This window comes from Sodalis sp. RH19 (assembly GCF_047324215.1).
GTDB lineage: Bacteria > Pseudomonadota > Gammaproteobacteria > Enterobacterales > Enterobacteriaceae > Acerihabitans.
In genome coordinates this window covers 2,224,308-2,251,178 of record NZ_CP178734.1, presented here as the reverse complement: position 1 = coordinate 2,251,178, position 26,871 = coordinate 2,224,308, and the positions used below count along the sequence as shown (strand labels likewise).

The window sequence follows — 26,871 nt, the reverse complement described above, 5'->3', positions numbered from 1 at the left end:
GATCAATGTAGGATAGTCATGGTGAGCGATCTGTATACTGCCACGGGCGTAATAGATAAACAGTCCCTATGGCAACGCTATATTCCGTTGGTCCGTCACGAGGCCTTGCGTCTGCAGGTGCGGCTTCCGGCAAGCGTGGAACTCGACGATCTGCTGCAGGCGGGGGGGATAGGCCTGTTGAGCGCGGTGGAACGGTACGACTGCCTGCAGGGCACGACCTTTACCACCTACGCGGTGCAGCGCATTCGCGGCGCCATGCTTGATGAGCTGCGCAGCAGGGACTGGGTGCCCAGGAGCGTGCGGCGCCATGCGCGGGAGGTGGCGCAGGCCATTCATCAGGCCGAACAGCAGCTGGGGCGGGTTGCCACTGAACAGGAAGTCGCCCAGACGCTCAATATTACGCTTGGGGAATACCGGCAGATATTGCTCGACACCAACAACAGTCAGCTCTTTTCTTATGACGAATGGTGTGAAGATCACGGCGACAGTGCCGATAATCTAATGCCGGGACACGAAGACGCGAATCCGCTCCAGATATTAATGGAGAACAATTTGCGTGAAAGGGTCATTGAGGCCATCGACGGTTTGCCGGAAAGGGAAAAAATGGTCCTGGTGCTGTATTACCAGGAGGAATTGAACCTGAAGGAAATTGGCGCGGTGCTGGAGGTGGGTGAATCACGGGTAAGTCAATTGCATAGCCAGGCGATTAAACGTTTGCGCGCGCGCCTGAATAACGATCATTAGCGGCCGGGTAGGGGAATAATAAATTCCCCGTTGTTAAGCACGCTGATAGAGATATTAAAACATATTAATTAGCTTTCCATAGCGCAAGTCCAATGCGCTATTGAAAGCCCTATTCTTAGCGCTAGGGAAAACGACATGTTAGCCAAAGTGGGTAAAAAACGGCCCTTGAGCCGTTACCTGAAAGATTTCAAGCACTGTCAAACCCATTGCTGCCAGTGCGGCAAGCCGTTGGATCGTATGACATTGGTGTTTCGCGGGCAGATTATCAATAAAGAAGCCATCGCCGGTATGGACCAGCTTATCGACGATCTCGTCTGGCAAAGCCTGAATAAAGAGCTGACGGCGCTGTGCCGGTTTTGCAGCGTGATTTCTTGCAATAGTGAAGCCAACTATTTCGATATCAAAGCGTTCAAGCAGTATTTATTTGAACAGACGGCGATGAGTCACAGTACTATTCGTGAATATGTGGTACGCCTGCGGCGCCTTGATGAAATATTGGCGGCCAGGAATTATCCCCATGATAAATTCGAGCGCCCCAGTGGCCCGCAAATGCTTATTGAGGACGTTCCGGACGCAGGCCAAAGCAATTACCGCATCGCCCTGCGTAAATACGATCAGTACCTCAATTGGCAGCGTAATTTTTAAAAGCCAGGCCGGTTGCCCGTCCACGCCATGCCTATACCATGGCGGCGGACGGGGGATAAAGGTTTAGCCGATGGTCATCAGGCTGGCGTTGCCGCCCGCGGCGGCGGTATTAATGCTGACCGACCGTTCCACTAATAAGCGTTCCAGTAAAATCGCCGTCTCGCCGCGCGCGTAGCCATGCACCTGGATAATGGGGCCGGGCCGCCGCGCGAGCGTGCCGCAGAGCGCCAGCAGCCGGTCCGAGTCGCCATGGAACAGCACGGCGTCAAACGGATCCGCCGCCTTGAGCCAATCATCGTGCAGGACAATGCGCGCCTGCGCCGCCTCCGGCAGACCGTCATACAGCACGCGGGTCTCCGGCCCGTCCTGCCACAGCGCCTGGGACCCGACGCTTAACACCGCCGCCAGTTGCGTTAGCCGGTCATTATTGTCTTCGGCCAGGCACAATACGCGTGCGCGCGGCAATAAGCGGTAGCTGTTCTGCTCGCCGGTCGGGCCTGTGAGCATCCTGACCGTGCCGGCCAATGACAGCTCGCCAAAGCGCCTGAGCGCGCGCACCTTCTCCGCCGGCATATTCTCCCCGGCCCATATCATCAGGGCGTCATAAGCCGGCCGCGGCGCGCACGGGCTGCCGGTCGCGTCCCCGGCGCGCAGCGCGTCGGGCCGTGCCTCGGGCAGCCGTTGGGATAACAGGCGATAAAGATACAGCGGGCCGCCGGCTTTGGGCCCGGTGCCGGAGAGTCCTTCCCCGCCGAAGGGCTGCACGCCGACCACGGCGCCGACCATATTGCGGTTGACATAACAGTTGCCTACCCGCGCCTGTTCCATTACCCGGTTTATGGTTTCATCAATGCGGGTATGCAGGCCCAGGGTCAGGCCATACCCGCCGGCGTTAATCTGCTCAAGCAAGGTGTTCAGGTCGCGGCTGCGGTAGCGGACCACGTGCAGGACCGGACCGAACACTTCCTTATCCAGCTGCGCCACGCTGTCCAGCTCAATCAGCGTGGGCATGACAAAGGTACCGGCGCCCAGGGATTGCCGTCCGGCGCCGTCGTTATGGGCGCCCTGCCATACCGGGTGGCCGGCTTCGCGCATGGCGGCGATATGTTCCTCTATAGCCTGCCGGGCCTGGGCGTCAATCACCGGACCGATGTCGGTGGCAAGCCATTGCGGATCGCCGACGCTGCACTGCGCCATGGCGCCGCGCAGCATGCGCAGAGTGCGTTCGGCCACCTCTTCCTGAATACATAATAAACGCAGCGCCGAACACCGTTGCCCGGCGCTGTCGAACGCGGAGGCGATGACATCGTTCACCACCTGTTCCGTTAAAGCGGAAGAGTCAACGATCATGGCGTTAATCCCGCCGGTTTCCGCCACCAGCGGCACCGGACGTCCCAGCGGGTCCAGCCGTTGGGCGAGCGTCGCCTGTATCAGTCGGGCGACGGCGGTGGACCCGGTAAACATCACGCCGCGCACCCGATGGTCGCCCACCAGCCGCGCGCCGACGGTCTCGCCGTCGCCCGGCAGGAAATGCAGTACGCCGGGCGGCACGCCCGCTTCCAGCAGGATGCCGATGGCCTGCGCGGCCACCAGCGGCGTTTGTTCGGCGGGCTTTGCCAGCACGCTGTTGCCTGCGGCCAGCGCCGCCGCCACCTGGCCGGTAAAGATGGCCAAGGGGAAGTTCCAGGGGCTGATACAGGCCACCGGCCCCAGCGGACGGCAGCCGTCGCGATCGAATTCCCGGATCTGGCCGGCATAGTAGCGCAGGAAATCGACGGCCTCGCGCACTTCGGCGATGGCGTTGGCAAAGCTTTTACCGGCCTCGCGTATCAGCAGGCCGATAAGGGTGGGCATACGCTGTTCCAACAGATCCGCGGCATGGTTTAAAACCGCGGTTCGTTCGGCGCAGGGCGTGGCCGACCATATCGCGCCGTGGTGATCCGCGCAGGCAATGGCCCGCTCGACGTCGTCTTCGGTGGCGTCGCGGCATTCCCCGACATTATCGCGCGCGTCGGCCGGGTTAAGCACCGCATGCCATAACTCGCCGTCGCGTGACGTGCTATCGCCGGCGTGGGCGCGCCAGTGCAGGTTGGCGCTGTTGAGCAAGGCGCTGGAGAGCGAGGCGAGACGATGTTCATTGGCCAGATCGATCCCGGCCGAATTAAGCCGTAACGGACCGTACAGCCGACGGGGCAGGGGAATCAGCGGGTGCGGCAGGCCAACGCCGCCTTCCCGTTCGCCGATGGCCAGCGCCTCGTCCACCGGATCGGCAATCAGGTGATCCAGGGATAGGGCGCTGTCGGCAATACGGTTAACAAATGAGGTATTGGCGCCGTTTTCCAGCAACCGGCGCACCAGATAAGCCAGCAGGGTTTCATGGGTACCCACCGGGGCATAGATGCGGCAAGGGCGGTTCAGCCTGCCGTCGGCCACCGGTCCCACCACCTGGTCATACAGCGGCTCGCCCATACCGTGCAGACATTGAAATTCGTATTGGCCAGGATAATAGTTCTGCCCGGCGAAATGATAGATGGCCGCCAGCGTCTGGGCGTTATGGGTGGCGAACTGCGGGTAAATATGATGCGGCACCGCCAGCAGCTTGCGCGCGCAGGCAAGGTAGGCGACGTCGGTATATACCTTACGGGTATAGACCGGATACCCTTCCAGTCCCTCCACCTGGGCGCGTTTGATTTCGCTGTCCCAATACGCCCCTTTCACCAAACGGATCATCAGGCGCCGTTGGCTGCGCTGCGCCAGGTCTATCAGCTCGTCGATAACAAACGGGCAGCGTTTTTGGTAAGCCTGGATGACAAAACCAATGCCGTTCCAGCCGGCGAGCGCCGGTTCAAAACACAGTCGGGTCAATAAATCCAGGGATAGCTCCAGGCGGTCCGATTCTTCGGCATCGATATTAATGCCGATATCATATTGGCGCGCCAGCAGGGTTAACGCCAGCAGCCGGGGATAGAGTTCGTCCATCACCCGCGCGTATTGAGAACGGGCATAGCGCGGATGCAGGGCGGAAAGCTTGATGGAAATGCCCGGTCCTTCATAGATGCCGCGGCCGTTGGAGGCCTTGCCGATGGCATGGATGGCCTGCTGATAAGAAAGCAGGTAGGCCTGGGCATCATCCTCGGTCAGGGCGGCTTCGCCCAGCATATCATAGGAATAGCGGTAACCGCGCTGTTCCAGCCGGCGGGCATTGGCCAGCGCCTGGCCGATATTCTCGCCGGTGACGAATTGTTCGCCCATCAGGCGCATGGCCATATCCACGCCTTTGCGGATCAACGGCTCGCCGCTTTTACCGATAATACGGTTCAGGGAGCGCGACAGGCTGCCCTCGTTATGGGTGGCCACCAGACGGCCGGTAAACAGCAGTCCCCAGGTGGCGGCATTGACAAATACCGACCGGCTGCGGCCAATATGGGGCTGCCAATTGCCGCGGCTGATTTTATCGCGGATCAGCGCATCGCGGGTGGCCTTATCCGGTACGCGCAGCAGCGCCTCCGCCAGGCACATTAACGCCACCCCTTCTTGCGACGACAGGGAAAATTCCTGCAGAAATCCTTGCACCATGCCGGCGCGGCCGCCGGCGCTGTGCTGCTGGCGCAGCGTTTCGGTCAGGCGGCGGGCTAATTGGCTTATCTGCGCCGCGGCGGCGGGATGGCGCGCCTGTTCAATCAGCAACGGCACGGCTTCGGTTTCCGGACGTCGCCCTGCGGCGGTGACGGCGGCGCGCAATACCGATTGCGGCAATACCTGTTCGGCGAACTCCAGAAATGGCTGGCGCGTTTCTATTGCCGGCGGCTCCGCCGGGTCGTTGTCCCCGGGCATGGACGCGGCGTCTTGCCCAGGGGCATGACCCTTATCCAGCTCATCCAGGTAATGGAAGATAGCTTGCTTAATCAACCAATGCGGAGTGCGATCAATCAGCCGCGCCGCGTTCTTAATCCTTTCCCTGGCGGCATCGTCAAGCTTTACCCCCATCGTAGTGGTTACCATCGCTGTATCCCCGGCGAGCATGTGAGATATCACTATCGCCAATGTTGCAACTAAGTGCAACCGGGTTAATAAACAATTAACTTATAGTTAATAAGGTTGCAATCGTGGCGCGGGCGACGCCTGCACGCCGTAAACCGCAACGGCATGATGGCGCAAGAACGGCGTGACAGGGGTTATTTGATTAAATTTGTAATAATTGATGTTTTACGTAAGCCGCGGGTTTTTACCAGCGCAGCGGGAAAAAGCGTTCTGTGGGGCGATATATCAGCGGGCAATAAAGTCGGGGGGCGCTATTGGGTTAAGGTCATCCAGTTCAAGCGTAACGGCTATTGCTTATTATTTGGTCGAATGCTAAAAAAAATATTGCAATTCCAGCGCAAAGTGATGCAATGTCATTATACTCAAGACATCAAGCTAGTTCAGAAAGTTGTTCAGATGCGAAATTCATAACCTCACTGCGGGGATCGCTAATGACAGTGTCCTTTTATGGGCTGATGGCAATACCAGGTTCTGCACCAATCGCCTCCGGAACAGTCGGCGGTTGTAATTTCAACGCTTCGTTTCCAACTTCGTTTTTGCCGACCGGCAATGTAATTGTTCTCTTGTGTTCTCAACTCCGTTGCTTTTTTCCAACTGATGCGCACTCCGGTACGTCCGTATTGTCCATGCGGATGCAACGGGCCGTGTCATCTTATCTCATGGCTATTATTGGCTTTAAAGGAAGCCACAACCTCATCTGAATGTGAAGCGTAATCATCAGGCCTATGCCTGTGTGAATGGTGAAACAAACTGTAAGGTGCCACTTATGGGAAGACAAAAAGTAGTGATCAAAGCTCGTCGCGAAGCTAAACGCGTTATCCGGCGTGAATCACGCAATCACAAAATGCGTGAAGAGGACTCGGTCACTTCTCTTGTTCATATGAGCGGGATTGAATCGATAGGCATGGCGCGCGACAGTCGCGACACCAGGTTAATAGAGGCACGTAATGAAGTTCAGGAAGCTTATTTAACAGCCATTGAGACCAAACAGTTAATTTTCGCAACCGGCGAGGCAGGGTGTGGTAAAACCTTCCTTAGCGCCGCTAAGGCCGCCGATGCATTAATCCACAAAGAGGTTGACCGTATTATCGTTACCAGGCCTGTATTACAGGCCGACGAAGACCTGGGTTTCCTGCCGGGGGATATTGCTGAAAAATTCGCCCCTTATTTCCGACCGGTTTATGATATTTTGCTGCGCCGGCTGGGGTCGTCCTTTATGCAATATTGCCTGCGCCCTGAAATCGGCAAGGTGGAAATCGCTCCTTTTGCGTATATGCGCGGACGTACCTTTGAAAATGCGGTGGTTATTCTGGATGAAGCGCAGAATGTTACCGTCAACCAAATGAAGATGTTTTTAACCCGTCTGGGAGAAAATGTCACGGTTATTGTCAACGGTGATATTACGCAATGTGATTTGCCCAGAGGGGTAAAATCCGGACTGGCTGATGCTCTGGAGCGGTTTAACGAGGAGGACGAAATGATCGGTGTGGTGCGTTTCGGCAAACAGGATTGCGTTCGCTCCGCGCTGTGCCAGCGTACGCTGAATGCCTATCGCTGACGGTCGCTACGCATGCGTCGTCAGTATGGCGCCTTATCATTGAGTTAAAAAAAGCCCGGATAATCATCCGGGCTTTTTATTACCGCCAGGCCAGGCTGTTAACAACAGCTTGACCCTAATAATTTTGGCGGTGAGGGAGGGGTTCGAACCCTCGATACGATTTCTCGTATACACACTTTCCAGGCGTGCTCCTTCAGCCACTCGGACACCTCACCACGCTGTTAACCAAGGGTCAACGGGGCGGTACTATAGGGATTCGTCCCATTCCGGTCAAGTATAATTTATCAGGGATGCGTTGTTTGCTCAGGGTTTGAGCGTATCGCTTGTCTGGCGGCGGTGGCGATGCCATCGGGCCTGCCGTCAGGGGTGAATAATGTGCGGCGCGGGGGAGGGCAGGGGGGTATTTCGCGCGGCAAGCCTCAGTATTATGCCGCCGGCAACGCCCAGCCGAAAAAGCTGGGAATAGCCCGCCCGTTCATGTGTGCAGACGGTGCTATTCCCGGTTCGCCTCTCAGCGATATCGGTGCAGTAAAATACCATTTAATGACATCTTATATTTATTATCATTTCTACCACGGGCCCCGGCGTTACTCGGTAAAAAAACTGCCCCATTGGTGCTGCACCCCTTCCGGATACATTTTGCACAGGCCACCGCCCGGCGTAAAGGTCAGCTCACCAAAATAGACATTGCCGTCGGCTTCATAAAAATCCACCCTGACATAATTAAAATCCGCCGCCAGACGTTTTGCCAGCGTCACCATTTCCGGTAAATTCTTAGGCGCGGGCATAGGGACAGGGTTGTTCGGCAAGCCCATCCTGATATCGGTCTTGTGCCATTCAGTATCAAATACGTCGCGGCGATGCAGGCCATAACGGTCGTAGTCAACCTGGATAAAAATATGCATCTCACCCTGCTGGTTAAAGCAGTGGAACTTGATATCGTTGGGTATATGGCCCTCGTCCTGCAGCAGGTGCTCCACCAGGATGCGGGGCTGGATTTTTTTATAATGTTTTTCTCGATTGGTTTTGTAATAATTGGTTTTAGTCCAATAACGGGTTAACGCACTGAGTTGGGCGAAGGTGGTATCCGCTTTATCGTGCACGACTAAGTTAAAACCACATCCATGGTTGGCCTTGATAACGAAGGTTTGCGGAAGAGCCGCATAAATTTCTTCCGTGAGTACATCGAACACTGCGTGCAGCGGGATGAGATATTTTTCGCCTATGGTGTTAGCAATATAATCTCGAACTTTGTATTTATCTGCTAAGTTTGTGTAAATCTGCTTAGGCCGAAAATTACGTATAGTGATTTTCTCGCTAAAGGTCGTTGGCTGGGCCATGTTCGGCCATTTTTTGAATACACGCGCATATTTTAATTGATGATACAAGAAATCTGGCAACATTTTAAACGCTTGCCTGACGAGTGGATTTAACATAGTTTTGCACCTCAATTATAAATTTTGGAATACTTTTATAGGCACTGAGCAACTGATAAGTGACTAACCCTTTTTTGAACAACGCATTGAGCACGAACAGAGATATGGCCTCGGATAATAAGGTTGATAGCGCCGCGCCCTTTATGCCGAATAGCGGAATAAAGTGATAATTGAGGGCTATGTTCAGTAAGGCGATAACCGGCATCTTTAATGCGACAAAATGATAGCCGGAATGCATCAATATTATCCGGTACGAAATGGTGCCCAATACGCTGCAAAGGGATGTCAATGCACATATCAACAGGATGGACGCCGAGTCTTTATAGGCGGCACCATAAATTAACTGTATGATATCGTGACTAAAAAATCCTATGATGATTATCACCGGCGCGCACACTACCAGGGTGACCATATACAGCATGCGCACACGGTCCGCGGCCCTTTTGGCATCGCGCTCGCTGGCGATGGTGCTCATAAACGAGGTAATCAGCGCCATGGGAACCAGCACCCAGCCACCGCTTATCGCCAGTGCCGCGCTATAAATACCCACAGCATGATAACCAATGAAATTCGCCAGCATTATCTGATCAATACGGGTATAGATCACTATCGCCAGGCTGGATATAGCCAGTGGCAAACCCACCTTCAGCAAATAGATATTATAAAAGCGGCTGTATTTGGCCTTCAGCTTTCTTTTATAATGAATCCCTTTAGCCTGTTGATGGCGATAAAATAGAACCCTGCGCACAATATAAGGAACAAAGCTTCTGCCCGCCAGGGAAACCGCAAACCATATCAAGCTTAGCTGCAACCAGGCAAACAGCAGGTTGGCTAGCACAAATATAACCAATACCGTGTTGTTGATAATCAGGTTAACCTTGGACGCCAGAGTCGCGTCGTAATACAGTTTGTAAATATCCCTTAAGGTAAAAAACGTTCCCAGTAATAAAATCATTAAAATATAAAAGTGTTGCCGTGGGACAGCATAATATGCCCAGAAGAGCAGTCCCGTGCTGAAAATGATAAACAGCAGGAACTTTATCCGCAACGAGGCTGCCATTAGGTTCATGCCACTGTGCGGGTTTTTTGCTATGCGATTGAATAAGACATTGTCGCTGCCCAATTGTATAAAAGGCAATATCAATGCGATAATCGAAACTAAATAACTCAGCGTACCGAAATTTTCAGGTCCAAGATAACGGGCTATATACATTGCTGAAATGATGCCTGCGCCTGCAAAGCATAACTTCTCAAGTATGATCCACAATGAATTATAAATGATAGCTCTCATGTTCCTCTTCGGGTAAAAATGTCTCAAATTCCGATGTCAATAGAGCTGTTAAAGATTGCTTAACAAGGTAGCTACAGGCACGTATCCGAAATATAACTTTCTCGAATAATTGAAAAATATAGCTTTATGCTTACTTAGGCAAATAAAAAAAAGTAAAATAATTTTTAGAAAAATAATTTTAGTTTCATGGAATATAAGAATTGACTGAAAAAAGGATAATTTCACCTGAATTTCATTTCACTTAACGGCAGGAGAAATTTCATTAGCCGATAAAAAAGCCCGAATATCTATTCGGGCTTTTTTATGAAAATAACGAGGGCGTCAGGGAGTGAAACGCTACTTTTCACCTAACACCTGGCAATCGAAAGCAACGCCGTCGAATTTGACCGTTAGGCTTTTGCAGGAAAATGCGTCACTGGAAGAACTATTATAACCTAACGGGCACGTCAGGGTCACCGCGTTGACTTTATTGAACCGCGCCAGTTCCAACGCATAAGAAGCGAAAGGGATTTTAATTGTTGAAAAGGAATACATTATCAAAGGAGATAAAATAAAAAAAGCCATTGATCCCAATATGATTTTACTTTTTGTTTGCTGAATCCTGGCCGCAAAAGCGGAAGAAACATCTTTTAACGGATTCGATCTATTTACTGTCGGTCTGGTAATGGTTTTTGTAATTCTCGAAGGCGGCGGCAATGCCCAGGTGGGCTGGTCAAAAAACGCGTCTTCCATGGTGGCCGTTTCCTGGATATCTTGCTCGCAAGTCATGCGGGCCGCCGTAGCCGCCGTAGCTGCTGTGGCCTGCGCGGGTTCCGGTCTTAAGGGCTCAGGTACGTATTCATCGACGGATTGAGGGTTAAAGAAAATATTAACCATTTGTTTTTCTTCAATGATATAGCCTATGCGCGGTATGGTTTTAATTATGTCATGGTTCTCATCCCCCAGCTTTTGGCGAATGGATTTTATCGTTTGGTTGATGGTCGAGTCCGAACAATAGGTTCCTTTCCAAATCTGATTAACCAGCTCGGCACGCGTCACCGCCGCTGGTGAATTCTGGATTAATAAATTTAGTATCTGGTACTCTTTCCAGCGCAGACGACTATGGATATTGGGCGCAATTGTTACATCAAGATGATTGATCGTGATGGGTTGTGTAAGTTTCATCTCAAAATACCTCAATAGTATTTTTTTTCTTATCATATCGCTGATCCGCAAGCTACACGCGATCATAAAATTTTCAAGAGTTATAAGGGGTAACTGTCTGATATTTTATTTTTTTCATCACTCATTTACCTGCTCATAGTTTTCTCCAATACCTGATAGTTCGGTTGTACGATTTGAGTCCTTATAAACAATAGTCGAGACCGGGGAAGTCGCGACGGTAATAAATCTGAATTTAAAAACATCAAATCGTACCTTTTTGCGCAAGTGAAATTACAAAACCTAATAGTTTATGGGGTTAATCACGCTTTTTTATAAAATTTCATTGTTTTATTTCCTTCTTCAGAGGAATAGATAAACGTTAATTTTAAACTTTTAGTTGTAAATGCCCGACTGGATAAGGGAGCCTACATTCAGGGCATGCAGGCCCTGATATCAGATTTTTGCGGTGGCGGGCTAAACACGCATGCAGCCGCCAGTCGTCCTACTATTGTCGTAAGATCATAATGTTGATTCGTATCATGACGCTATACCCTAAACGGTTCGGAATAATTATTCATGTCCAAGTCCATACAAAAAATGCGAAAAATAATATCGGCCAGTGAGTAATTTTTTTTTCGCTTATTCTTTTTCACAAGCAAATACCGCCCGATGTTTATTCCGCATTCAACCCAGCGCATGCATAAGATAATTCTTAATGATTTCACTTTTTGTCACTTAAATTTAGCTTTTTTATGTTATGGCGCCTGCATCAGCCGTCACAGGGCCAGGCAATAAGGCACAAAATGTTAACTGCTGGTAAAAAATGACTATATGCGCCAGCCTGAGTATTAGCGATTGCGATTTTTAGCATGGGCAACCGCTGTGGTTACCTGTCATACCGTTTGGCAAGATTGTGCTTTACCCAGGCTAACGGTATGTTAAATGGTGAAAAAAAGCTGGGATGGAAGGCGTTTTATTATGAGGATCATTTTTTATCACCCGACGGACAACGCGCCGGTGTGGATCGACGGCTTGCGGCAACGATTTCCTGACGCTGATATCAGATTGTGGCGAGAGGACGTAGACCTGCCGGCCGATTATGCCGTGGTCTGGCATCCTCCCCGTGCGATGCTGGCCGGCCGGCCCGGCCTTAAAGGCGTGTTTGCCCTCGGCGCGGGAGTGGACGCCTTAATGGATCAGGTGCGCCTGCACCCGGATATGCTGCCGGCGAATGTACCGCTGATGCGGCTTGAAGATACCGGCATGGCGCAGCAGATGATTGAGTATACTGTCGCCGCGGTGCTGCGCTATTACCGGCGCCTGGATGAATATGCCCTGCAGCAAAGCCTGAGAGAATGGCGCGAGCTGGCGCTGCCCGCCAGGGAAACCTTTCTTGTCGGCATCGCCGGCGCGGGGGTGCTGGGCGGTAAAACGGCAATGGCGGTGCGTGCCATGGGTTTTCCGGTGCGCTGCTGGAGCCGCCGCGCGATCATCCTTTCTGGGCGGCGCCGCGCATTACGCTTACCCCGCATATTGCCGCCACGACACTGCCGTCGCAGGCCATGGACAGCATTGCCGATAACATACGTCGTATCGAGACCGGACAGACGCCGCTTGGCCTGGTTGATCGCCTGCATGGGTATTAACACCATTGCGTCAGGGGACGTTTTATGACAAGGTCGGCGCCGGTTTTACTTTGCTTACTAAAACGGATAACACGATGAATGATTTTTCCATGGTCTGCCGGGTGCTGGGAACGTTATTTTACCGCCAGCCGCAGGATGCCATGCTGGCGCCGCTGATGACGCTTATCAGCGAGGGTAAGCTGACGGCCCATTGGCCCCTGGAGCAAGACGCTCTGCTGGCCCGCCTGCAGCAAAGCTGCGAACCGCAGGCCCTGGCCGCGCAATACGCTTTGCTATTTACCGGCGACGAAGCAAAAGTCCCGCCACTGCGCTCGGCGTGGCTGGCGGCGGATGAGGGCGAGGTCGGGGCCTTCCTGCAACAGCTCGGCATGCCGGCCGGAGACGGCCCGGCAGATCATTTCGGCGCGCTGCTTCTTGCCGGCTCGTGGCTGGAAGATCATGCGCGATTGGATGAAACCCAGGCCCAATGCCAGCTGTTCGATCTGTATTTGCTGCCCTGGAGCGATCGCTTTTTGGGTAAAGTGGAGGCTTGCGCCACCGGGGACTTTTATCGGGTACTGGCGATAATCTGCCGTGAAGCCCTTGAGGCGCTGCGCGAAGAACTGGACGAAACCCCTGCTGAATAATAGGGCGATCACCCATGCCGCATAAAGCCTGTTGAAGGGAGAGCATGCCGATGGGGTTGAATCGGGCGTGGTTTTTCCGCCCGACCGAGGCCCCATGGCATGCCAGGCCCGCCAACGCCGGACTCAAGGCAGACGTGTTCAAGGGAGAGCATGCCGATGGGGCTCACCCAAACGGGATAACCAGTTTGCCCGGTTTAACCTCCAATCCCTGCGCCAGCTTTTTCACCAACGCCTCATCTTTATTGCGATTGGCGTCCAGCACATACGCCGGCGTATTATCGAAATAGGATTTCAGCGCATGGTCGAGATAAGGCGACAAAGCGCGAAAGGTGGTGTCGACATCAGCCGGTTGAACCTGATAATCCACCAGGCGCATATCTTTCAGAAACACCGCGCCCTGCGACTTATCATAATACGGCTGCGCCTGCAGGGTCAGCGTCGCCTCGGCCTGCTGCGACCCGAACAGGGTATCGACATTGACCGTGGCGTTACCGGATAACCGCACCTTATCGGGCTCGGCGCGGCCGATCTCGCTGGCCAGATGGGTGACGACGATATGGGCGTTGGCCAGTCCGGGAACGCCGATATTTTTACTGAAATCGTTATGCTTTTGCAGATAAGCGTTTATTTCCTGCTCACTGATGCTGTACTGCGTCAAATTATTGCAGCCGCTTAATAAACTGCCGGCCAGCACGCAGCTGAAAAGCAGCATAATCCATGCAACGAAACGATTTTTCATGCTGTCCTCTACCCTCAATACCGTGGCGTCTGCTCATTACAGGATAACCGTCTCGCCCCGGCGGATCATGCCGCACGCACCGGAAAAAACTCACTATGCCTCAGGAACGCCCCGCGCCCGGCGTACCGCGGCCAGGCGCGGGCAAGCAGGTTATTGCGCTACGCTGGTAAGCAGATTAACCTGAGTCTGCTTGGCCATATTATCGCGATATTCAGCCACCCGCGTCGGCCATTCCAGCCCCGCAACGATGGTCAGGGAACGCAGGCGGGCAAACAAATGGAAATCATCGTCGGACAGCTCGCCGTTACAGGCGTTGGACTGCTGGATCAACGGTTCAAGCTCGCGCAAGTGCTGGCTGACTTTTTTTACCAGCCCCGGGGTATGGGCCAGAAGTTCCTCAAAGCTGCCGCTGGCCGCTTCTTTTTTCCTGATAAAGTAATGGCGCGCCTCAGGAGTGGCAAACTCTGCAAACTTGCCGTTAACGTTACGCGGCAACACCAGCGGATAGGCGGCCGGATGGTTTGCTTCCAGCCATTTGCCGATAGCGGGATTGACGGGCCCCGTCACCAAAGGGCTACCATAATGGGTGTCGATATAATGGACGATATCCATGCTCTCCGGCATATAGCCACCGTCCTCCTTCTGCAGGATCGGCGCCACTTTTTTCCCCACCATGCCGATAGGTGTCGCCTCGTCGTCGTTCATCAATACCTGGAGACTGACAGGAATATTTTTCAGGCCGAATATCATCCGCGCTTTGACGCAAAACGGGCAGTGCTCATAAATGTAGAGTTTCATAATGAAGCATGTTCTCCTGGTTAAATGCGTGCGGCGCGCCATACCGCCGCGCGCCGGACAGGGTAATAATCATTATGGGACAACATGGGCCGGGCCACCAATCCTCAGCGACCGCTCAGCATGGCCGGTTCAATCCGGCGCTGATGGAATTGACGGTACAGCCCGAACAGGGTTGCGCACCCGATAAGGCCCAGCATTATCCAGGGCAGATCGGGAACGTCCAGCCGGTGCCCGACGTCATATAACCAACCGCCGCCGCTATAGCCGATGGCGCCGCCCAGGGCCAGGCCAAGCCGGCTGAAACCCAGGTAGCTGCCCCTGGCCCGGCTGTCCGCCAGCGACGCGCTCAGGGTTTCCCTGGCCGGTTCGGCAATAATGGAACCTAGGTAAAACAGGCCGATCAGGCAGAACAACGTCTGCAGGCTGTCGGTCATGCCGATGGGGAACAGGCTCAGCGTCATGATCATCAAACCCGCCATCAGCCGCAATTCGAGGCTAAAGCGCTTTTCGCTCCAGCGGGCGATAGGGTAAAGCAGCGTCAGGGATAATACCGCCTCGATGGCGTACATCCATTTTACCGCGGCGGGCTGGCCGGCCACTTCGTTAACGCGGATCGGCAGCATCAGCATGACCTGCACCGCCAGCATATAATAGCCGGTCAGCGTCAGCACGTAGGTGACGAAACGCCGATCCCTGAATACCCGCCGCATGCCGTCGCGCATGGGCGCGCGCACCGATGAGATGCGATATGCCGGCAGCCACCAGGCGTTGAACATCGCCGCCAGGATAAACATCAGCGCTCCCGCCCAGCACACCAGATGGAAATCGTACTTTAATAACCAACTGCCGATCAGCGCCCCGACCACCGAACAGGCGCTGTCCTGCATCATCAACAGCGAAAAGAAGCGGCCGCGCTCGTGGGGCCGGGTCAGCTTGACCACCAGCGCGGTGCGCGGCGGATCAAACAGCGTACCGCCAAGGCCCGACAGCAGGCAGGAAAGCCAAAGTATCCAGGGTTGATCGGCGACGGCCATCAGCGCAAAGCCCAGTGCGCGCAGCAGCATGCCGGTAATAATCATCGGCTTGGCGCCCAGGCGATCGGCGATGGCGCCGCCAAAAATACCCAGGCCCTGCTGGATGAGCTGACGCAGCCCAAGCGCAATACCGACCAGAAGCGCCGCCCAGCCCAACTGATCGACAAACCTGATGGAAATCAGCGGAAACACGACAAAAAAGCCCAGGACCACCAACATATTATCCATAAGCAGAAAATATTTACCCAAGCTCCGAGCTTGCGACACCGAGGACATGCTTCACCACAAACCAAAAAGAAATTTTACGAGAACACTTATTCTGAACGTAATGCGTCCATAACGATAGCCCGGCAAAGAGGATAATTTTTTATCGAAAATTATTAATAGAAACGCTAATTTATGAGAGGGATCATCTTCTCGCGCGTTAACAGGATAACATCGGCGCCGGGAGATTGTATGATGGTGACATACGCCGGGTTGTATCATCGCCGCGCATCACGCCGGTACCCAGACCCTAAGGTAAACATGATTCAATAATCGCCCGGACTGCGGAGGGAAGATGTTTGGCTATCGACAGGCGTCGCCAAAAGTGCGACTGGTTACCGCCAGACTGGTGGTGCGTTTGGTCCACGAACGCGATGCTTACCGCCTGGCGGAGTATTATGCCGGCAACCAGGCGTACCTGAAACCCTGGGAACCGGTGCGCGATGAAAGCCACTGTTTTCCGTCGGGCTGGCAGGCCCGGCTGGGGATGATCACCGAAATGCACCGGCAGGGCACCGCCTACTATTTTATCCTGCTCGATCCCGGGGAAAACGAAGTCTACGGCGTGGCCAATTTCAGCAATGTGCTGCGCGGCTCCTTCCATGCCTGTTTTCTCGGGTACTCGCTGGGCGAAAAATGGCAAGGGCAGGGGCTTATGTTCGAAGCGCTGCAGGCCGCCATCCGCTATATGCAGCGCCATCAGCAAATGCACCGTATCATGGCTAACTATATGCCGCACAACCAGCGCAGCGGTAATCTACTGGCCCGCCTGGGGTTCGAGCGGGAAGGATATGCCAAGGATTACCTGCTGATCGACGGGCAATGGCGCGACCATATATTGACGGCACTGACCTATGCCGCCTGGAAGCCCGGGCGGTAAGCGTTTTTCAGGGGCATTGACATTATGACATTACGTATCGGGATTGTCGGACTCGGCGGCATCGCGCAAAAGGTTTACCTGCCGCTGTTGTGCCAGGCGGGGGACTGGGAGGTGGCCGGGGCGTTTTCCCCCAACCAGGCCAAGGCGCGCACGCTGTGCGCGGCTTACCGCATCGAAAGCTTTCCCAGCCTGGACGCCCTGGCGCAGCGCTGCGACGCGGCGTTCGTGCATACCAGCACCGCCAGCCATTTTGCCGTGGTTAGCCATTTACTGGAACGGGGCCTGCACGTCTATGTGGATAAGCCGCTGGCCGCAACGCTTGAGCAGGCGGAACGGCTGGTCGCCCTGGCGGCCAGGAAACAACGGGCGCTGATGGTAGGATTTAACCGCCGTTTCGCGCCGCTCTACCTCAGGCTGAAACAACAGATGCAGCAGCCCGCCTCCCTCCGCATGGATAAACACCGTCTGGACAACGTCGGTCCCGAAGCGATGGGCTTCACGCTGCTGGACGATTATCTGCACGTGGTGGATACCGCGCTCTGGCTTGCCGACGGCGCGCGGGATCACGCCGCTGCGGCCAATGACGCCGCCGGCGGGCCCCGACTGACCGGCGGCATTCTGCGGGATAACGCCGCCGGACAGATGTTGTACGCCGAGCATCATTTTATGCACCGGGGCTGCGCCGTCACCACCAGTATGCATCGCCAGGCCGGCAGCCAGAGCGAAACGGTGATCGCGGTGACCGCCGGCGCGGTGTACCGCGTCGAGGAGATGCGCGCGTGGCGCAGCGAAAGCCAGGGCGTCATCAGCGAACTGCCGGTGCCCGCCTGGCAATCGATCCTGACCCAGCGTGGTTTTACCGGGGCGGTGGCGCATTTTATCGCGGCGGTGTCCCATCAAACCCAGCCTGAAACCAGCGGCGAACAGGCGCTGATGGCTCAGGCCTGGATAGAGCGCCTGCCGGCCGGTTAAACCCTCGTTCCCGCCGGTCCGTCCGAACCCCTTCCGGGACGGGACATAGCGTCATAGCCTGTTTGCAACGATTGTCATGACGGCCCAGGCATAATTGCATCAGGTTATTGGCGCAAATGACCTTTATGGTCCATAGTCAGAGAACCCGATATCGGCGCGCTGCAATGCGGCGGGCCGGGGGGCGTTTACGCGCCTCCCAATAAGTTCCTACATACCTATTTAGCCTTAAGGGCGTCTCATTCCAGGCGCGACGCATAGCGCCTCTTTCCAGGGTTTGTATCGCCGCCATGGCAAGGTGGATTTCGCCGTGTCATGGATAACGGCAACGAGTTGGCGCGCTGGCGATATAACGCCGTATTTGGCACCGATAACATTTTCGTAATGCCTGTGGCATGAAGCCGCAGGTTAAGGCTGCTATGAAAAATTTGCTTGCTGGGATCTACCGTTTTCGTGAAGCCTCGTCACCGTGGAACGATCCTGCCCCGGTCAGGAAAGAATTATTTGGTGTTGAACGCCTTGAGCAGCACGCGGAAAGCCTGGCGGCCGCCCAGGCGATCGCCGACCGCCCGCCGACCGTCTCGCCGCTGCGCCAGCGCCTTAATGATAATGCCGCGGTGTTGCTGGCGGCCTACCGCGCCAGCGCGCTGGAACTGGAAAAAGGCCATACCGTGGTGCCGGCCGCCGAGTGGCTGCTGGATAACTATCATCTGGTCGAGGCTCAGATCCGTGAAATCCGCGAAGATCTGCCGCCGAGTTTCTACCGGCTGCTGCCAAAGCTGGCGCAGGGGCCGTTTGCCGGTTACCCGCGGGTCTTCGGCGTGGCATGGGCGTTTATCGCCCATACCGACAGTCATTTCGATCCGGAAAACCTCAAGCGTTTTATCGCCGCCTACCAGCGGGTACAGCCGCTCACCATCGGTGAACTCTGGGCGGTGGCCATCACCCTGCGCATCGTGCTTATCGAGAACCTGCGGCGGCTGGCGGATCAGATGAGCGAGGGGCGCCAGGCCCGGCAGGAGGCCGAGGACCTGGCCAATAAGCTGCTGGCCAAAGGCAATGCCCAGGCGGCGATGGAGGCGGCGCATTTATCCGCCTATACCTTGCCGCTTAATGAGCATTTTGCCGCGCAGCTGGCGAAACGCCTGCGCAACCAGGATCCCCGCACCACCCCGTCCCTGGCCTGGCTGGAAGAAAAGCTTCACCAGCAGGACAGTTCCATCGAATCGATTGTGCAAAACGCCCAGCAGCGCCTGGGCGCCTCCAACGTCACGGTGCGCAATATCATCACCAGCATGCGCCTGATTTCGGATATCGACTGGGCGACGCTGTTTGAAAGCATCAGCCTGGTGGATGAACGTTTACGCCGGCACAGCGCCTTTGACGAGATGAATTTTACCACCCGCAATCTTTACCGCAGCGCCATCGAGCAGTTGTCGCGCGGATCGTCCTACAGTGAGCTGGATATCGCGGATAAGGTCCTGGCGGCCGCTCATGAAGCCGCGGCCAGCCAGAACGATCCTCTCGAGGCCGCCCGCGTCGGCGATCCCGGTTATCACCTGATTGCCGGCGGACGCAGACGCTTTGAGCAGTCTATCGATTTTAAACCGCCATGGCGCTTACGCATCAGCCGTATGGCCATTGAACCTGGCATCGCCGGCTACGGCGGGGCGATTATCCTGTTAAGCCTGCTGCTGGCCGCATGGGCGGGGAGCAAGCTCTTGGCTGCCGGCCTCGGCGCTGGCGCCCTGGCGGTCTTTATTATCCTGGCGCTGCCGGCCCTGAGCGATGCCGCCAGCGCGCTGGTCAACCGGCTGGTCAACTGGCGCCTCGGCGCGTCGCCCCTGGCCGGCCTGGCGTTAACCGACGGGGTGCCGACGGCGTTGCGCACCATGATCGTCGTGCCGGTGCTGCTCACTGACCAGGAGGACATCACCGAGCAAATCGAGCGGCTGGAAGTCCACTACCTGGCCAGCGGCGAAGGCGATCTCACTTTTGCGCTGCTCTCCGATAGCCTGGATGCCCCGCTGGAAACGCTGCCCGGGGACGCGGAGCTTATCGCCTGCGCCAGGGAAGGCATCGACCGGCTGAACCAGCGTCATGGCCCCGGACCCGCCGGCGCGCGTTTTTTGCTGTTGCACCGTCGCCGCCTGTATAACGAACGCGAATCCTGCTGGATGGGATGGGAACGTAAACGCGGCAAACTGCACGAACTGAACCGTTTGCTGCGCGGCGCGCGTGATACCAGCTTCCTGCCGGGCAGCCAGGTGCCGGAAGGGGTGCGCTATGTGATCACCCTGGACGCCGATACCCGGCTGCCGCGTGAAACCGCGCTGCTGCTGGTGGGGAAAATGGCTCACCCGCTGAACCGGCCGAAATTCGATGCCGGCAAAAAGCGCATCGTCAGCGGCTATGGCATCCTGCAGCCGCGCATTACGCCGTCCCTGCCGCTAGGCAACGACGGCTCTATCTACCAGCGCGTCTTCTCGGGGCCGGGCGGCATGGATCCCTATGCCTCGGCGGTCTCGGATGTCTATCAGGATTTGTTCGGCGAGGGATCTTATACCGGCAAGGGCATTTACGACGTCGATGCATTCGACGCCGCGCTTGACGCGCGCATTCCGGAAAATACCCTGCTTAGCCACGATCTGTTTGAGGGTATCTACGCCCGCGCCGGCCTGGCCTCGGATGTGGAACTGGTGGAAGACTCGCCGGCGCGCTACGACGTGGTGGCGAAAAGACAGCACCGCTGGACGCGCGGCGACTGGCAGTTATTGCCCTGGATCATAAACGGGCGCAACGGCATCAGCCCGGTGCCCGCCGTCGGCCGCTGGAAGATGATCGACAACCTGCGCCGTTCGCTGCTGGCGCCGTTCAGCCTGCTGGCCCTGGGTTGGTGCTGGCTGCTGCCGCCGGCCGCGGCCGCGCTGGGCGTACTGACGCTGATTGCTGCCTTCGCCGTGCCATCGCTATTGCCGATTTTCTGCGATCTGCTGCCGCGCCGGCGGCGTATCCCGCTGCACAAGCATTTACATAACGTCGCCATCGATTTGCGCTATGCGCTGCTGCGCATCCTGATGCAGATCGTGTTTTTAGCCGACAACGCCTGGCATATGCTGGACGCCATTGTGCGTTCATTATCACGGGTATTTTTCAGCCATCGCAAGCTGCTGGAATGGACCACGTCGGCCCAGACCGGCGGCAGCCCGCGCCTGGGGTTGGGCGGGTTTTGCCGGCAAATGTCCGCCGGCATCCTGCTGGGACTGCTGATGGCGGCCCTGGCGCTGGCGCTGGCGCCGTGGAACTGGCCGCTTGTCGCCGTGTTCGCCCTTTTATGGCTGTTGTCGCCCGTCATGGCGTTATGGGCCAGCCGGGAGCCGGTGATTGCGCCGCAAGTGGCGTTGAACGATAAGGAAATTCAGACGCTGCGCCTGATTGGCCGCCGGACCTGGCGCTTTTTTGAAACCTTCGTTACCCCGGTGGATAATATGCTGCCGCCGGATAATTTCCAGGAAGAACCCAGGCCGGTGGTGGCCCATCGTACCTCGCCCACCAATATCGGGCTGTATTTGCTGTCCACGGTGTCGGCCCGCGATTTCGGCTGGGCGTCCACCGGGGCGACGCTTGACCGGCTGGAAGAAACCTTCGCGTCGCTGGATAAGCTGCAGCGTTATCGCGGCCACTTTTTCAACTGGTATGAGACCCGCAATCTCGAGGCGCTGGCCCCGGCCTACGTATCGTCGGTGGATAGCGGCAACCTGGCCGGTCACCTGATCGCCCTGGCCAACGCCTGCGAAGAATGGCGCTGCGCGCCGGTGGCGCCGGGCTGGCGCGTCGGCGCCATGGATCATCTGTTGTTAATCCGCAGGGCGTTAAAAAAAGCGCCTGAAATCGACGGCTTGCCGCTCGACGCCCTGCTGGATGAAATCGCCGCCCAGCTGGCGCGGCAGCAGCCCGATAATACCTTGCTGCCCACGCTCGCCACGCTTAGCGAGGAGGCCTGCGGTTTAATGAACGATCTGGCCGTATCCCCCGAGGCGGAACCGACTGATGACGCCTCGCACGACGACGCGCCGGAACCGGGGCTGATGTTCTGGCTGGAGGCGATGAGAACCAGCATCGCCGGACTTAACGCCGATCGCCTGTTGGCGGCGGACAGCTATAACGAACGCCTGCAGCAACTGGCGGATCGCGCCAGGGCGCTGGCGCTGGGCATGGATTTCCGCTTTTTGGTGGATGACGAGCGCAAACTGCTCTCCATCGGTTACTCCTTCACCGATAACCAGCTCGACAGCAGCTGTTATGATTTACTGGCGTCCGAAGCCCGCCTGGCCAGCCTGTTCGCCATCGCCAAGGGCGACATTCCCACGCGCCACTGGTTCCGCCTCAGCCGCGCCGCCATTCAGTCCGGTAAAGGCGCGGCGCTGATCTCCTGGTCCGGGTCGATGTTTGAATATTTGATGCCGTCCCTGGTGATGCGCGCCGCCGCCGGCACGTTGCTGGAGCAGACCAACCGGGTGGTGGTGGCCCATCAGCAGGCCTATGGCCGCATGCTGAAAATTCCCTGGGGCGTCTCGGAATCCGCCTATAACGCGCGCGATTTGGATTTAACCTATCAATATTCCAACTTTGGCGTGCCGGGGCTGGGGCTGCAGCGCGGCCTGGCGCAAAACCAGGTTATCGCCCCCTATGCCACCGGCCTGGCGTCGATGGTGGATGCGCGCGGCGCACTGCTTAATTACCGGCGGCTGGCGAAGATCGGGGCGCGCGGCGATTATGGCTTTTACGAAGCGCTGGACTTTACCGCCGCAAGGCTGCCTGATAACCAGAAAGTGGCTATCGTGCGCAGCTATATGGCCCATCATCAGGGCATGACTATCGTGGCGCTGGATAACGCCCTGCTCGACGGCGCCATGCGCGCGCGTTTCCATCGCGAGCCGATGATCCAGGCCAGCGAGCTGCTGTTGCAAGAACGCATGCCAAGGGAAGTCGCCCTGACCAAACCGCATGCCGAAGAAGTGAAAAAAGCGGTGGTCAAATCCGGCCACGAGTATCTTACGCAGCGCCGGTATTCCGCGTTGCCCGCCGGCGCGCCGGTGACCCATCTGGTCTCCAACGGTCATTACGCCGTTATGCTGACCGTCTCCGGCGGCGGCTACAGCCGCTGGGGCAATATCGCCATTACCCGCTGGCGCGAGGATGTCACCCGCGACGACAGCCGTTCATTTATTCGTTTCCGCGATCTGCGCAGCGGCAAGATCTGGTCGGCCGGTCTGCAAATCCAGGGAACGGATTCGCTGAGCGAACGCCGCGTGCGGGCGTTGAAAGGGAAGTCTTTCAACCAGGTGATCTTCAGCGAGGACGACGCCACCTTTATCCACCATGACCGCACGTTGACCACCACGCTTAACGTGCTGGTGTCCGGCGAGGATGACGGCGAGGTGCGTCGCGTCATGCTGACCAACAGCGGTCGCCGCACCCGCGAAGTTGAATTGACCTCGTATGCGGAGATTGTGCTGGCGCCGGCGAATGTCGATACCGCCCATCCGGCGTTTGCCAAAATGTTTGTGCAGACGCGCTATCTGCCGGAATTTACCGCCCTGGTCGCCACGCGCAGGACCCGAACCCCGCAGGAACCCCACGTCTGGGCGGCGCATCTGGCTATTGTGGAGGGCGAAAGCCTGTCCGACGCACAGTATGAAACCGACCGGGCGCGGTTTATCGGCAAGGGTTCGTCGCCCACCTATGCCGACGCGGTGCTGGGACGGCAGCCGTTGTCCAATACGGTCGGCACGGTGCTGGATCCGATTTTCTCCCTGCGGCGACAGGTCCGTATTCCGGCGGGCACCTCGGTCAGGGTAACCTACTGGACGCTGGTGGCCTCTTCTGAAGAAGAGCTGATGAAGCTCATTGATAAGCACCACGACCGCAGCGCTTACAAACGGGCGAAAACGCTGGCCTGGACCCAGGCGCAGGTACAGTTGCGCCATCTGGATATCAACGCCGAGGAAGCGGCCGACTTCCAGCGCCTGGCCGCGCCGTTGCTGTATGCCGATTCGCGTTTCCGCGCGCCTTCCGCCTCGATTATCCGCGGTTCCGGCGTCCAGTCGGGCCTGTGGCCCTTGTCCATTTCCGGCGATCTCCCCATCGTCTTGCTACGTATCGACGATATCCAGGATATCGCCCAGGTTAAGCAACTGCTGCGCGCCCATGAATATTGGCATATGAAGTTGCTCAGCGTCGACGTGGTGATTATTAATGAACACGCCTCGTCCTATTTGCAGGATCTGCAAATCGCCATTGAGACGGCGGTGCGCAGCAGCCAGTCCCACCCGCGTTACACCGGCGATGCCTCGCGCGGCGGCGTCTATACCCTGCGCGCGGATCTGATAAGCCAGGAAGCGCGTATGCTGCTGCAGTCCGTCGCCCGGGTGGCGCTGCTGGCGCGGCGCGGCAGCATCGGCTCGCAGCTGGCTTCGCTGGAACTGCCGCAGGTCTCCCTGCTGCCGCAGCGCAAGATGCGCCTGCCGACGCCCGGCGCGTTGCCCGTGCCCGCGGACCTGGCGTTCTTCAACGGCACCGGCGGGTTCGCCAGGCAGGGGCGTGAATATGTCACTGTGATTGACGCGCAAACCTGCCCGCCGGCGCCCTGGATCAATGTGATTGCCAATCCGGACTTCGGATTCCAGGTGTCGGCCCGGGGCAGCGGTTATACCTGGGCGCAAAACAGCCGCGAAAACCAGCTTACGCCCTGGCTGAACGATGCGGTGGCGGACAGCGGCGGCGAGGCCATCTATATCCGCAACGAGGTCACCGGCGCCTTATGGAGTCCCACGGCGCATCCCATCAATGATGGCGGTCGCTATCTCGCCCACCACGGTTTCGGCTACTCCCGCTTCGAACACAATACCCTCGAGGCGGCGGTAACGCTGCTTCAGTATGTGCCGCTGGAGGATTCCATCAAGATCTCCCGGCTGACCATTCGTAACCTGAGCGATCAAACGCTGCACCTGTCCGTCTCCGCCTATGTGGAATGGGTACTGGGCACTTCGCGCAGCGCGTCCGGGCCGTTTATCATCAGCGAGCATGACGAAAGCACCGGCGCGGTGCTGGTGCGTAATTCATGGAGCACCGCCTTCCAGAACCGGGTGGCGTTTGCCGACCTCGACGGCCGTCAGGACGCGTTCAGCGCGGACCGTACCGAGTTTCTCGGCCGCAACGGCGCCATGGCGGCGCCCGCCGCGCTGGTCAACGGTGGTCGCCTGAGCGGCGCCTGCGGCGCGGGCTTTGATCCCTGCACGGTATTGCAAACCCATATCGAGGTTGGGGTAGATCAAAGCATAGAGGTGGTCTGGTTTATCGGCCAGAGCGACTCGGCCGAAAGCGCCCGCCGCTTAATCGAACGCTATCGCGCCGCCGATCTGGACGCGGTGCTGGCGGAAGTGACCGGCCACTGGCAACAGCGGCTGGGATCGATACAGGTGACCACGCCCGATCCGGCCATGGATATCATGCTTAACGGCTGGCTGCTGTACCAAACCCAGGCCTGCCGTATCCAGGCCCGCTCCGGCTTTTATCAGGCCAGCGGGGCCTATGGTTTCCGCGATCAGCTGCAGGACGGCATGGCGCTGACCTTCGCGCAGCCGCAACAAACGCGCGGACATTTACTGCGCGCCGCCGGCCGGCAATTTATGGAAGGCGATGTACAGCACTGGTGGCTGCCTCACTCCGGCCAGGGCGTGCGTACCCGCATTTCCGATGACCGGGTATGGCTGTCGTTCGCCGTCGCCACTTATATCAACTGCAGCCGCGACGAAGCGGTGCTGGACGAAGTGCTGCCCTATCTTGAGGGGCCACTCCTGGCGGAGGGCGAACACGACGCCTTCTTCCAGCCGATGGTGGCCGCCGAGAGCGCGACGCTCTACCGGCATTGCGTACAGGCCATGGAGCAGTGCCTGGAACTTACCGGCGCGCACGGTCTGCCCCTGATGGGCACCGGCGACTGGAACGACGGCATGAACCGGGTCGGCGAAGGGGGCAAAGGGGAAAGCGTCTGGCTGGGCTGGCTGCTGATCCGCACCCTGACTTTGTTCATGCCATGGGTTGCGGCCCGCGAGCCTGAACGCGCGGCGCGCTGGCAGGCGCACAAGGAATCCGTGCGCCAGTCGATCGAGCGCGACGCCTGGGACGGCGAGTGGTATCGGCGGGCAACCTTTGACGACGGCACCTGGCTCGGCAGCAAGGATAACGATGAATGCCGCATTGACTCCATCGCCCAGACCTGGTCCGTGCTTTCAGGGGAAGCGGACCCCACGCGCGCGGCGACGGCCATGGCCGCGCTGGATCGTTTGTTGATCCGTCGCGAGGATAAGCTGGCGCTGCTGTTTACGCCGCCGTTCGATAAGACCACCCACGACCCGGGTTATATCAAGGGCTATCCGCCGGGATTGCGTGAAAATGGCGGCCAATATACCCATGCCGCCATGTGGGCCATCCTGGCGTTCGCCGGGTTGGAGCAGGGCGATAAGGCGCATGAGCTGTTTGCCTTGCTCAATCCCATCAATCATGCCCGCACGCCGCAACAGGTGGCGCGTTACAAAGTCGAGCCTTATGTTATCGCCGCCGATGTCTACTCCGTGGCGCCCCATGTCGGCCGCGGCGGCTGGACCTGGTATACCGGCTCGGCCGGCTGGATGTACCGTGCCGGCGTGGAAGGCATTCTCGGTATTCGCCGGGAAGGCGACGTATTGATTATCAATCCGTGCCTGCCTTCCGGCTGGCCGGGCTTCGACGCCGAGGTGCTGGTGCTGGACACCCGTTTCACCATCGAAGTCACCAATAGCGGCCTGCATCCGCGCGGGGTGAGCGAGGCGATACTTAACGACGCGCCTCTGGCGCTTAGCGATCGTCAGGCGCGCGCGCCGCTCGATGGGGGCGTCCATCACCTGGTGCTGAAGTTATAACGCGGTCTTGCCCCGGGAACGGGGAATATCTGCCGTCCGCGCCGGTCCGGGGTTCCGGGTTGCCGCGGGCGGACTTACGCCGCGTAACAACTCG

15 protein-coding genes, 1 tRNA gene and 1 pseudogene are annotated in these 26,871 nt (G+C 57.2%); 9 read left to right on the top strand and 8 right to left on the bottom strand.

All coding sequences use genetic code 11. From position 1 onward, the window contains the following. Positions 1 to 21 precede the first annotated feature (21 nt). Together ACL2XF_RS10075 and fliZ are read left to right on the top strand one after the other, a co-directional pair. Positions 22 to 744, top strand: a complete 723-nt coding sequence (locus ACL2XF_RS10075; protein ID WP_410016563.1) for an RNA polymerase sigma factor FliA — start codon at positions 22 to 24, stop codon at positions 742 to 744. A 135-nt stretch (positions 745 to 879) separates the two neighbouring features. Beyond that, positions 880 to 1,389 (top strand): flagella biosynthesis regulatory protein FliZ, encoded by a 510-nt coding sequence (gene fliZ, locus ACL2XF_RS10070; protein WP_410015374.1) that lies wholly within the window; start codon positions 880 to 882, stop codon positions 1,387 to 1,389. 63 nt (positions 1,390 to 1,452) lie between these two features. Here fliZ and putA read toward each other — a convergent pair whose 3' ends face one another. After that, positions 1,453 to 5,391: a trifunctional transcriptional regulator/proline dehydrogenase/L-glutamate gamma-semialdehyde dehydrogenase gene (gene putA, locus ACL2XF_RS10065; RefSeq protein ID WP_413728528.1), complete on the bottom strand. Its 3,939-nt coding sequence runs from the start codon at positions 5,389 to 5,391 to the stop codon at positions 1,453 to 1,455. Between the two features lie 144 nt (positions 5,392 to 5,535). Here putA and ACL2XF_RS10060 point away from each other — a divergent pair, with 144 nt between their 5' ends. Together ACL2XF_RS10060 and phoH are read left to right on the top strand one after the other, a co-directional pair. Next, positions 5,536 to 5,841: a hypothetical protein gene (locus tag ACL2XF_RS10060; RefSeq protein ID WP_413728527.1), complete on the top strand. Its 306-nt coding sequence runs from the start codon at positions 5,536 to 5,538 to the stop codon at positions 5,839 to 5,841. A 355-nt stretch (positions 5,842 to 6,196) separates the two neighbouring features. Next, positions 6,197 to 6,988 carry a phosphate starvation-inducible protein PhoH gene (gene phoH, locus ACL2XF_RS10055; RefSeq protein ID WP_410015371.1) on the top strand — a complete coding sequence of 264 codons (792 nt, stop codon included), beginning with the start codon at positions 6,197 to 6,199 and terminating at the stop codon, positions 6,986 to 6,988. A gap of 125 nt (positions 6,989 to 7,113) precedes the next feature. Here the strand turns inward: phoH and ACL2XF_RS10050 are convergent. From ACL2XF_RS10050 to ACL2XF_RS10035, 4 genes are all read right to left on the bottom strand, one after another. Further along, positions 7,114 to 7,203 (bottom strand) — tRNA-Ser (locus ACL2XF_RS10050). A 372-nt stretch (positions 7,204 to 7,575) separates the two neighbouring features. Next, complete coding sequence (locus tag ACL2XF_RS10045) at positions 7,576 to 8,424, bottom strand: ATP-grasp fold amidoligase family protein (RefSeq protein ID WP_410015370.1); 849 nt, start codon at positions 8,422 to 8,424, stop codon at positions 7,576 to 7,578. Then, positions 8,393 to 9,715 carry a flippase gene (locus ACL2XF_RS10040; RefSeq protein ID WP_413728526.1) on the bottom strand — a complete coding sequence of 441 codons (1,323 nt, stop codon included), beginning with the start codon at positions 9,713 to 9,715 and terminating at the stop codon, positions 8,393 to 8,395. Before ACL2XF_RS10040 ends, ACL2XF_RS10045 begins: the two co-directional genes overlap by 32 nt. A gap of 336 nt (positions 9,716 to 10,051) precedes the next feature. Then, positions 10,052 to 10,879, bottom strand: a complete 828-nt coding sequence (locus ACL2XF_RS10035; RefSeq protein WP_413728525.1) for a winged helix-turn-helix domain-containing protein — start codon at positions 10,877 to 10,879, stop codon at positions 10,052 to 10,054. A gap of 957 nt (positions 10,880 to 11,836) precedes the next feature. On the opposite strand from ACL2XF_RS10035, the pseudogene ACL2XF_RS10030 reads away from it, so the two are divergent. Both ACL2XF_RS10030 and ACL2XF_RS10025 read left to right on the top strand, forming a co-directional pair. Next, positions 11,837 to 12,504 (top strand): annotated as a pseudogene (locus ACL2XF_RS10030) (hypothetical protein). Between the two features lie 74 nt (positions 12,505 to 12,578). Next, complete coding sequence (locus tag ACL2XF_RS10025; protein ID WP_410015366.1) at positions 12,579 to 13,130, top strand: molecular chaperone; 552 nt, start codon at positions 12,579 to 12,581, stop codon at positions 13,128 to 13,130. Positions 13,131 to 13,293: 163 nt separating this feature from the next. On the opposite strand, the gene ACL2XF_RS10020 is transcribed toward ACL2XF_RS10025, so the two are convergent. The 3 genes from ACL2XF_RS10020 to mdtH form a co-directional block, all read right to left on the bottom strand. Further along, the gene (locus ACL2XF_RS10020) at positions 13,294 to 13,869 is read right to left on the bottom strand and encodes a lipoprotein (protein ID WP_413728524.1); all 576 of its coding nucleotides are present in this window, start codon (positions 13,867 to 13,869) and stop codon (positions 13,294 to 13,296) included. Between the two features lie 150 nt (positions 13,870 to 14,019). Further along, positions 14,020 to 14,667, bottom strand: a complete 648-nt coding sequence (gene grxB, locus ACL2XF_RS10015; protein ID WP_413728523.1) for a glutaredoxin 2 — start codon at positions 14,665 to 14,667, stop codon at positions 14,020 to 14,022. Positions 14,668 to 14,771: 104 nt separating this feature from the next. Beyond that, positions 14,772 to 15,977, bottom strand: coding sequence for a multidrug efflux MFS transporter MdtH (mdtH, locus tag ACL2XF_RS10010; RefSeq protein WP_413722631.1), 1,206 nt, complete (start codon positions 15,975 to 15,977; stop codon positions 14,772 to 14,774). A gap of 283 nt (positions 15,978 to 16,260) precedes the next feature. On the opposite strand from mdtH, the gene rimJ reads away from it, so the two are divergent. The 3 genes from rimJ (at position 16,261) to ACL2XF_RS09995 (ending at position 26,777) form a co-directional block, all read left to right on the top strand. After that, positions 16,261 to 16,845: a ribosomal protein S5-alanine N-acetyltransferase gene (gene rimJ, locus ACL2XF_RS10005; RefSeq protein ID WP_410015362.1), complete on the top strand. Its 585-nt coding sequence runs from the start codon at positions 16,261 to 16,263 to the stop codon at positions 16,843 to 16,845. A gap of 21 nt (positions 16,846 to 16,866) precedes the next feature. Next, complete coding sequence (locus tag ACL2XF_RS10000) at positions 16,867 to 17,817, top strand: Gfo/Idh/MocA family protein (RefSeq protein ID WP_410016562.1); 951 nt, start codon at positions 16,867 to 16,869, stop codon at positions 17,815 to 17,817. A gap of 416 nt (positions 17,818 to 18,233) precedes the next feature. Beyond that, entirely contained in the window at positions 18,234 to 26,777 is an 8,544-nt protein-coding gene (locus ACL2XF_RS09995) for a GH36-type glycosyl hydrolase domain-containing protein (RefSeq protein ID WP_413728522.1), read from the top strand. Positions 26,778 to 26,871: the final 94 nt, after the last annotated feature.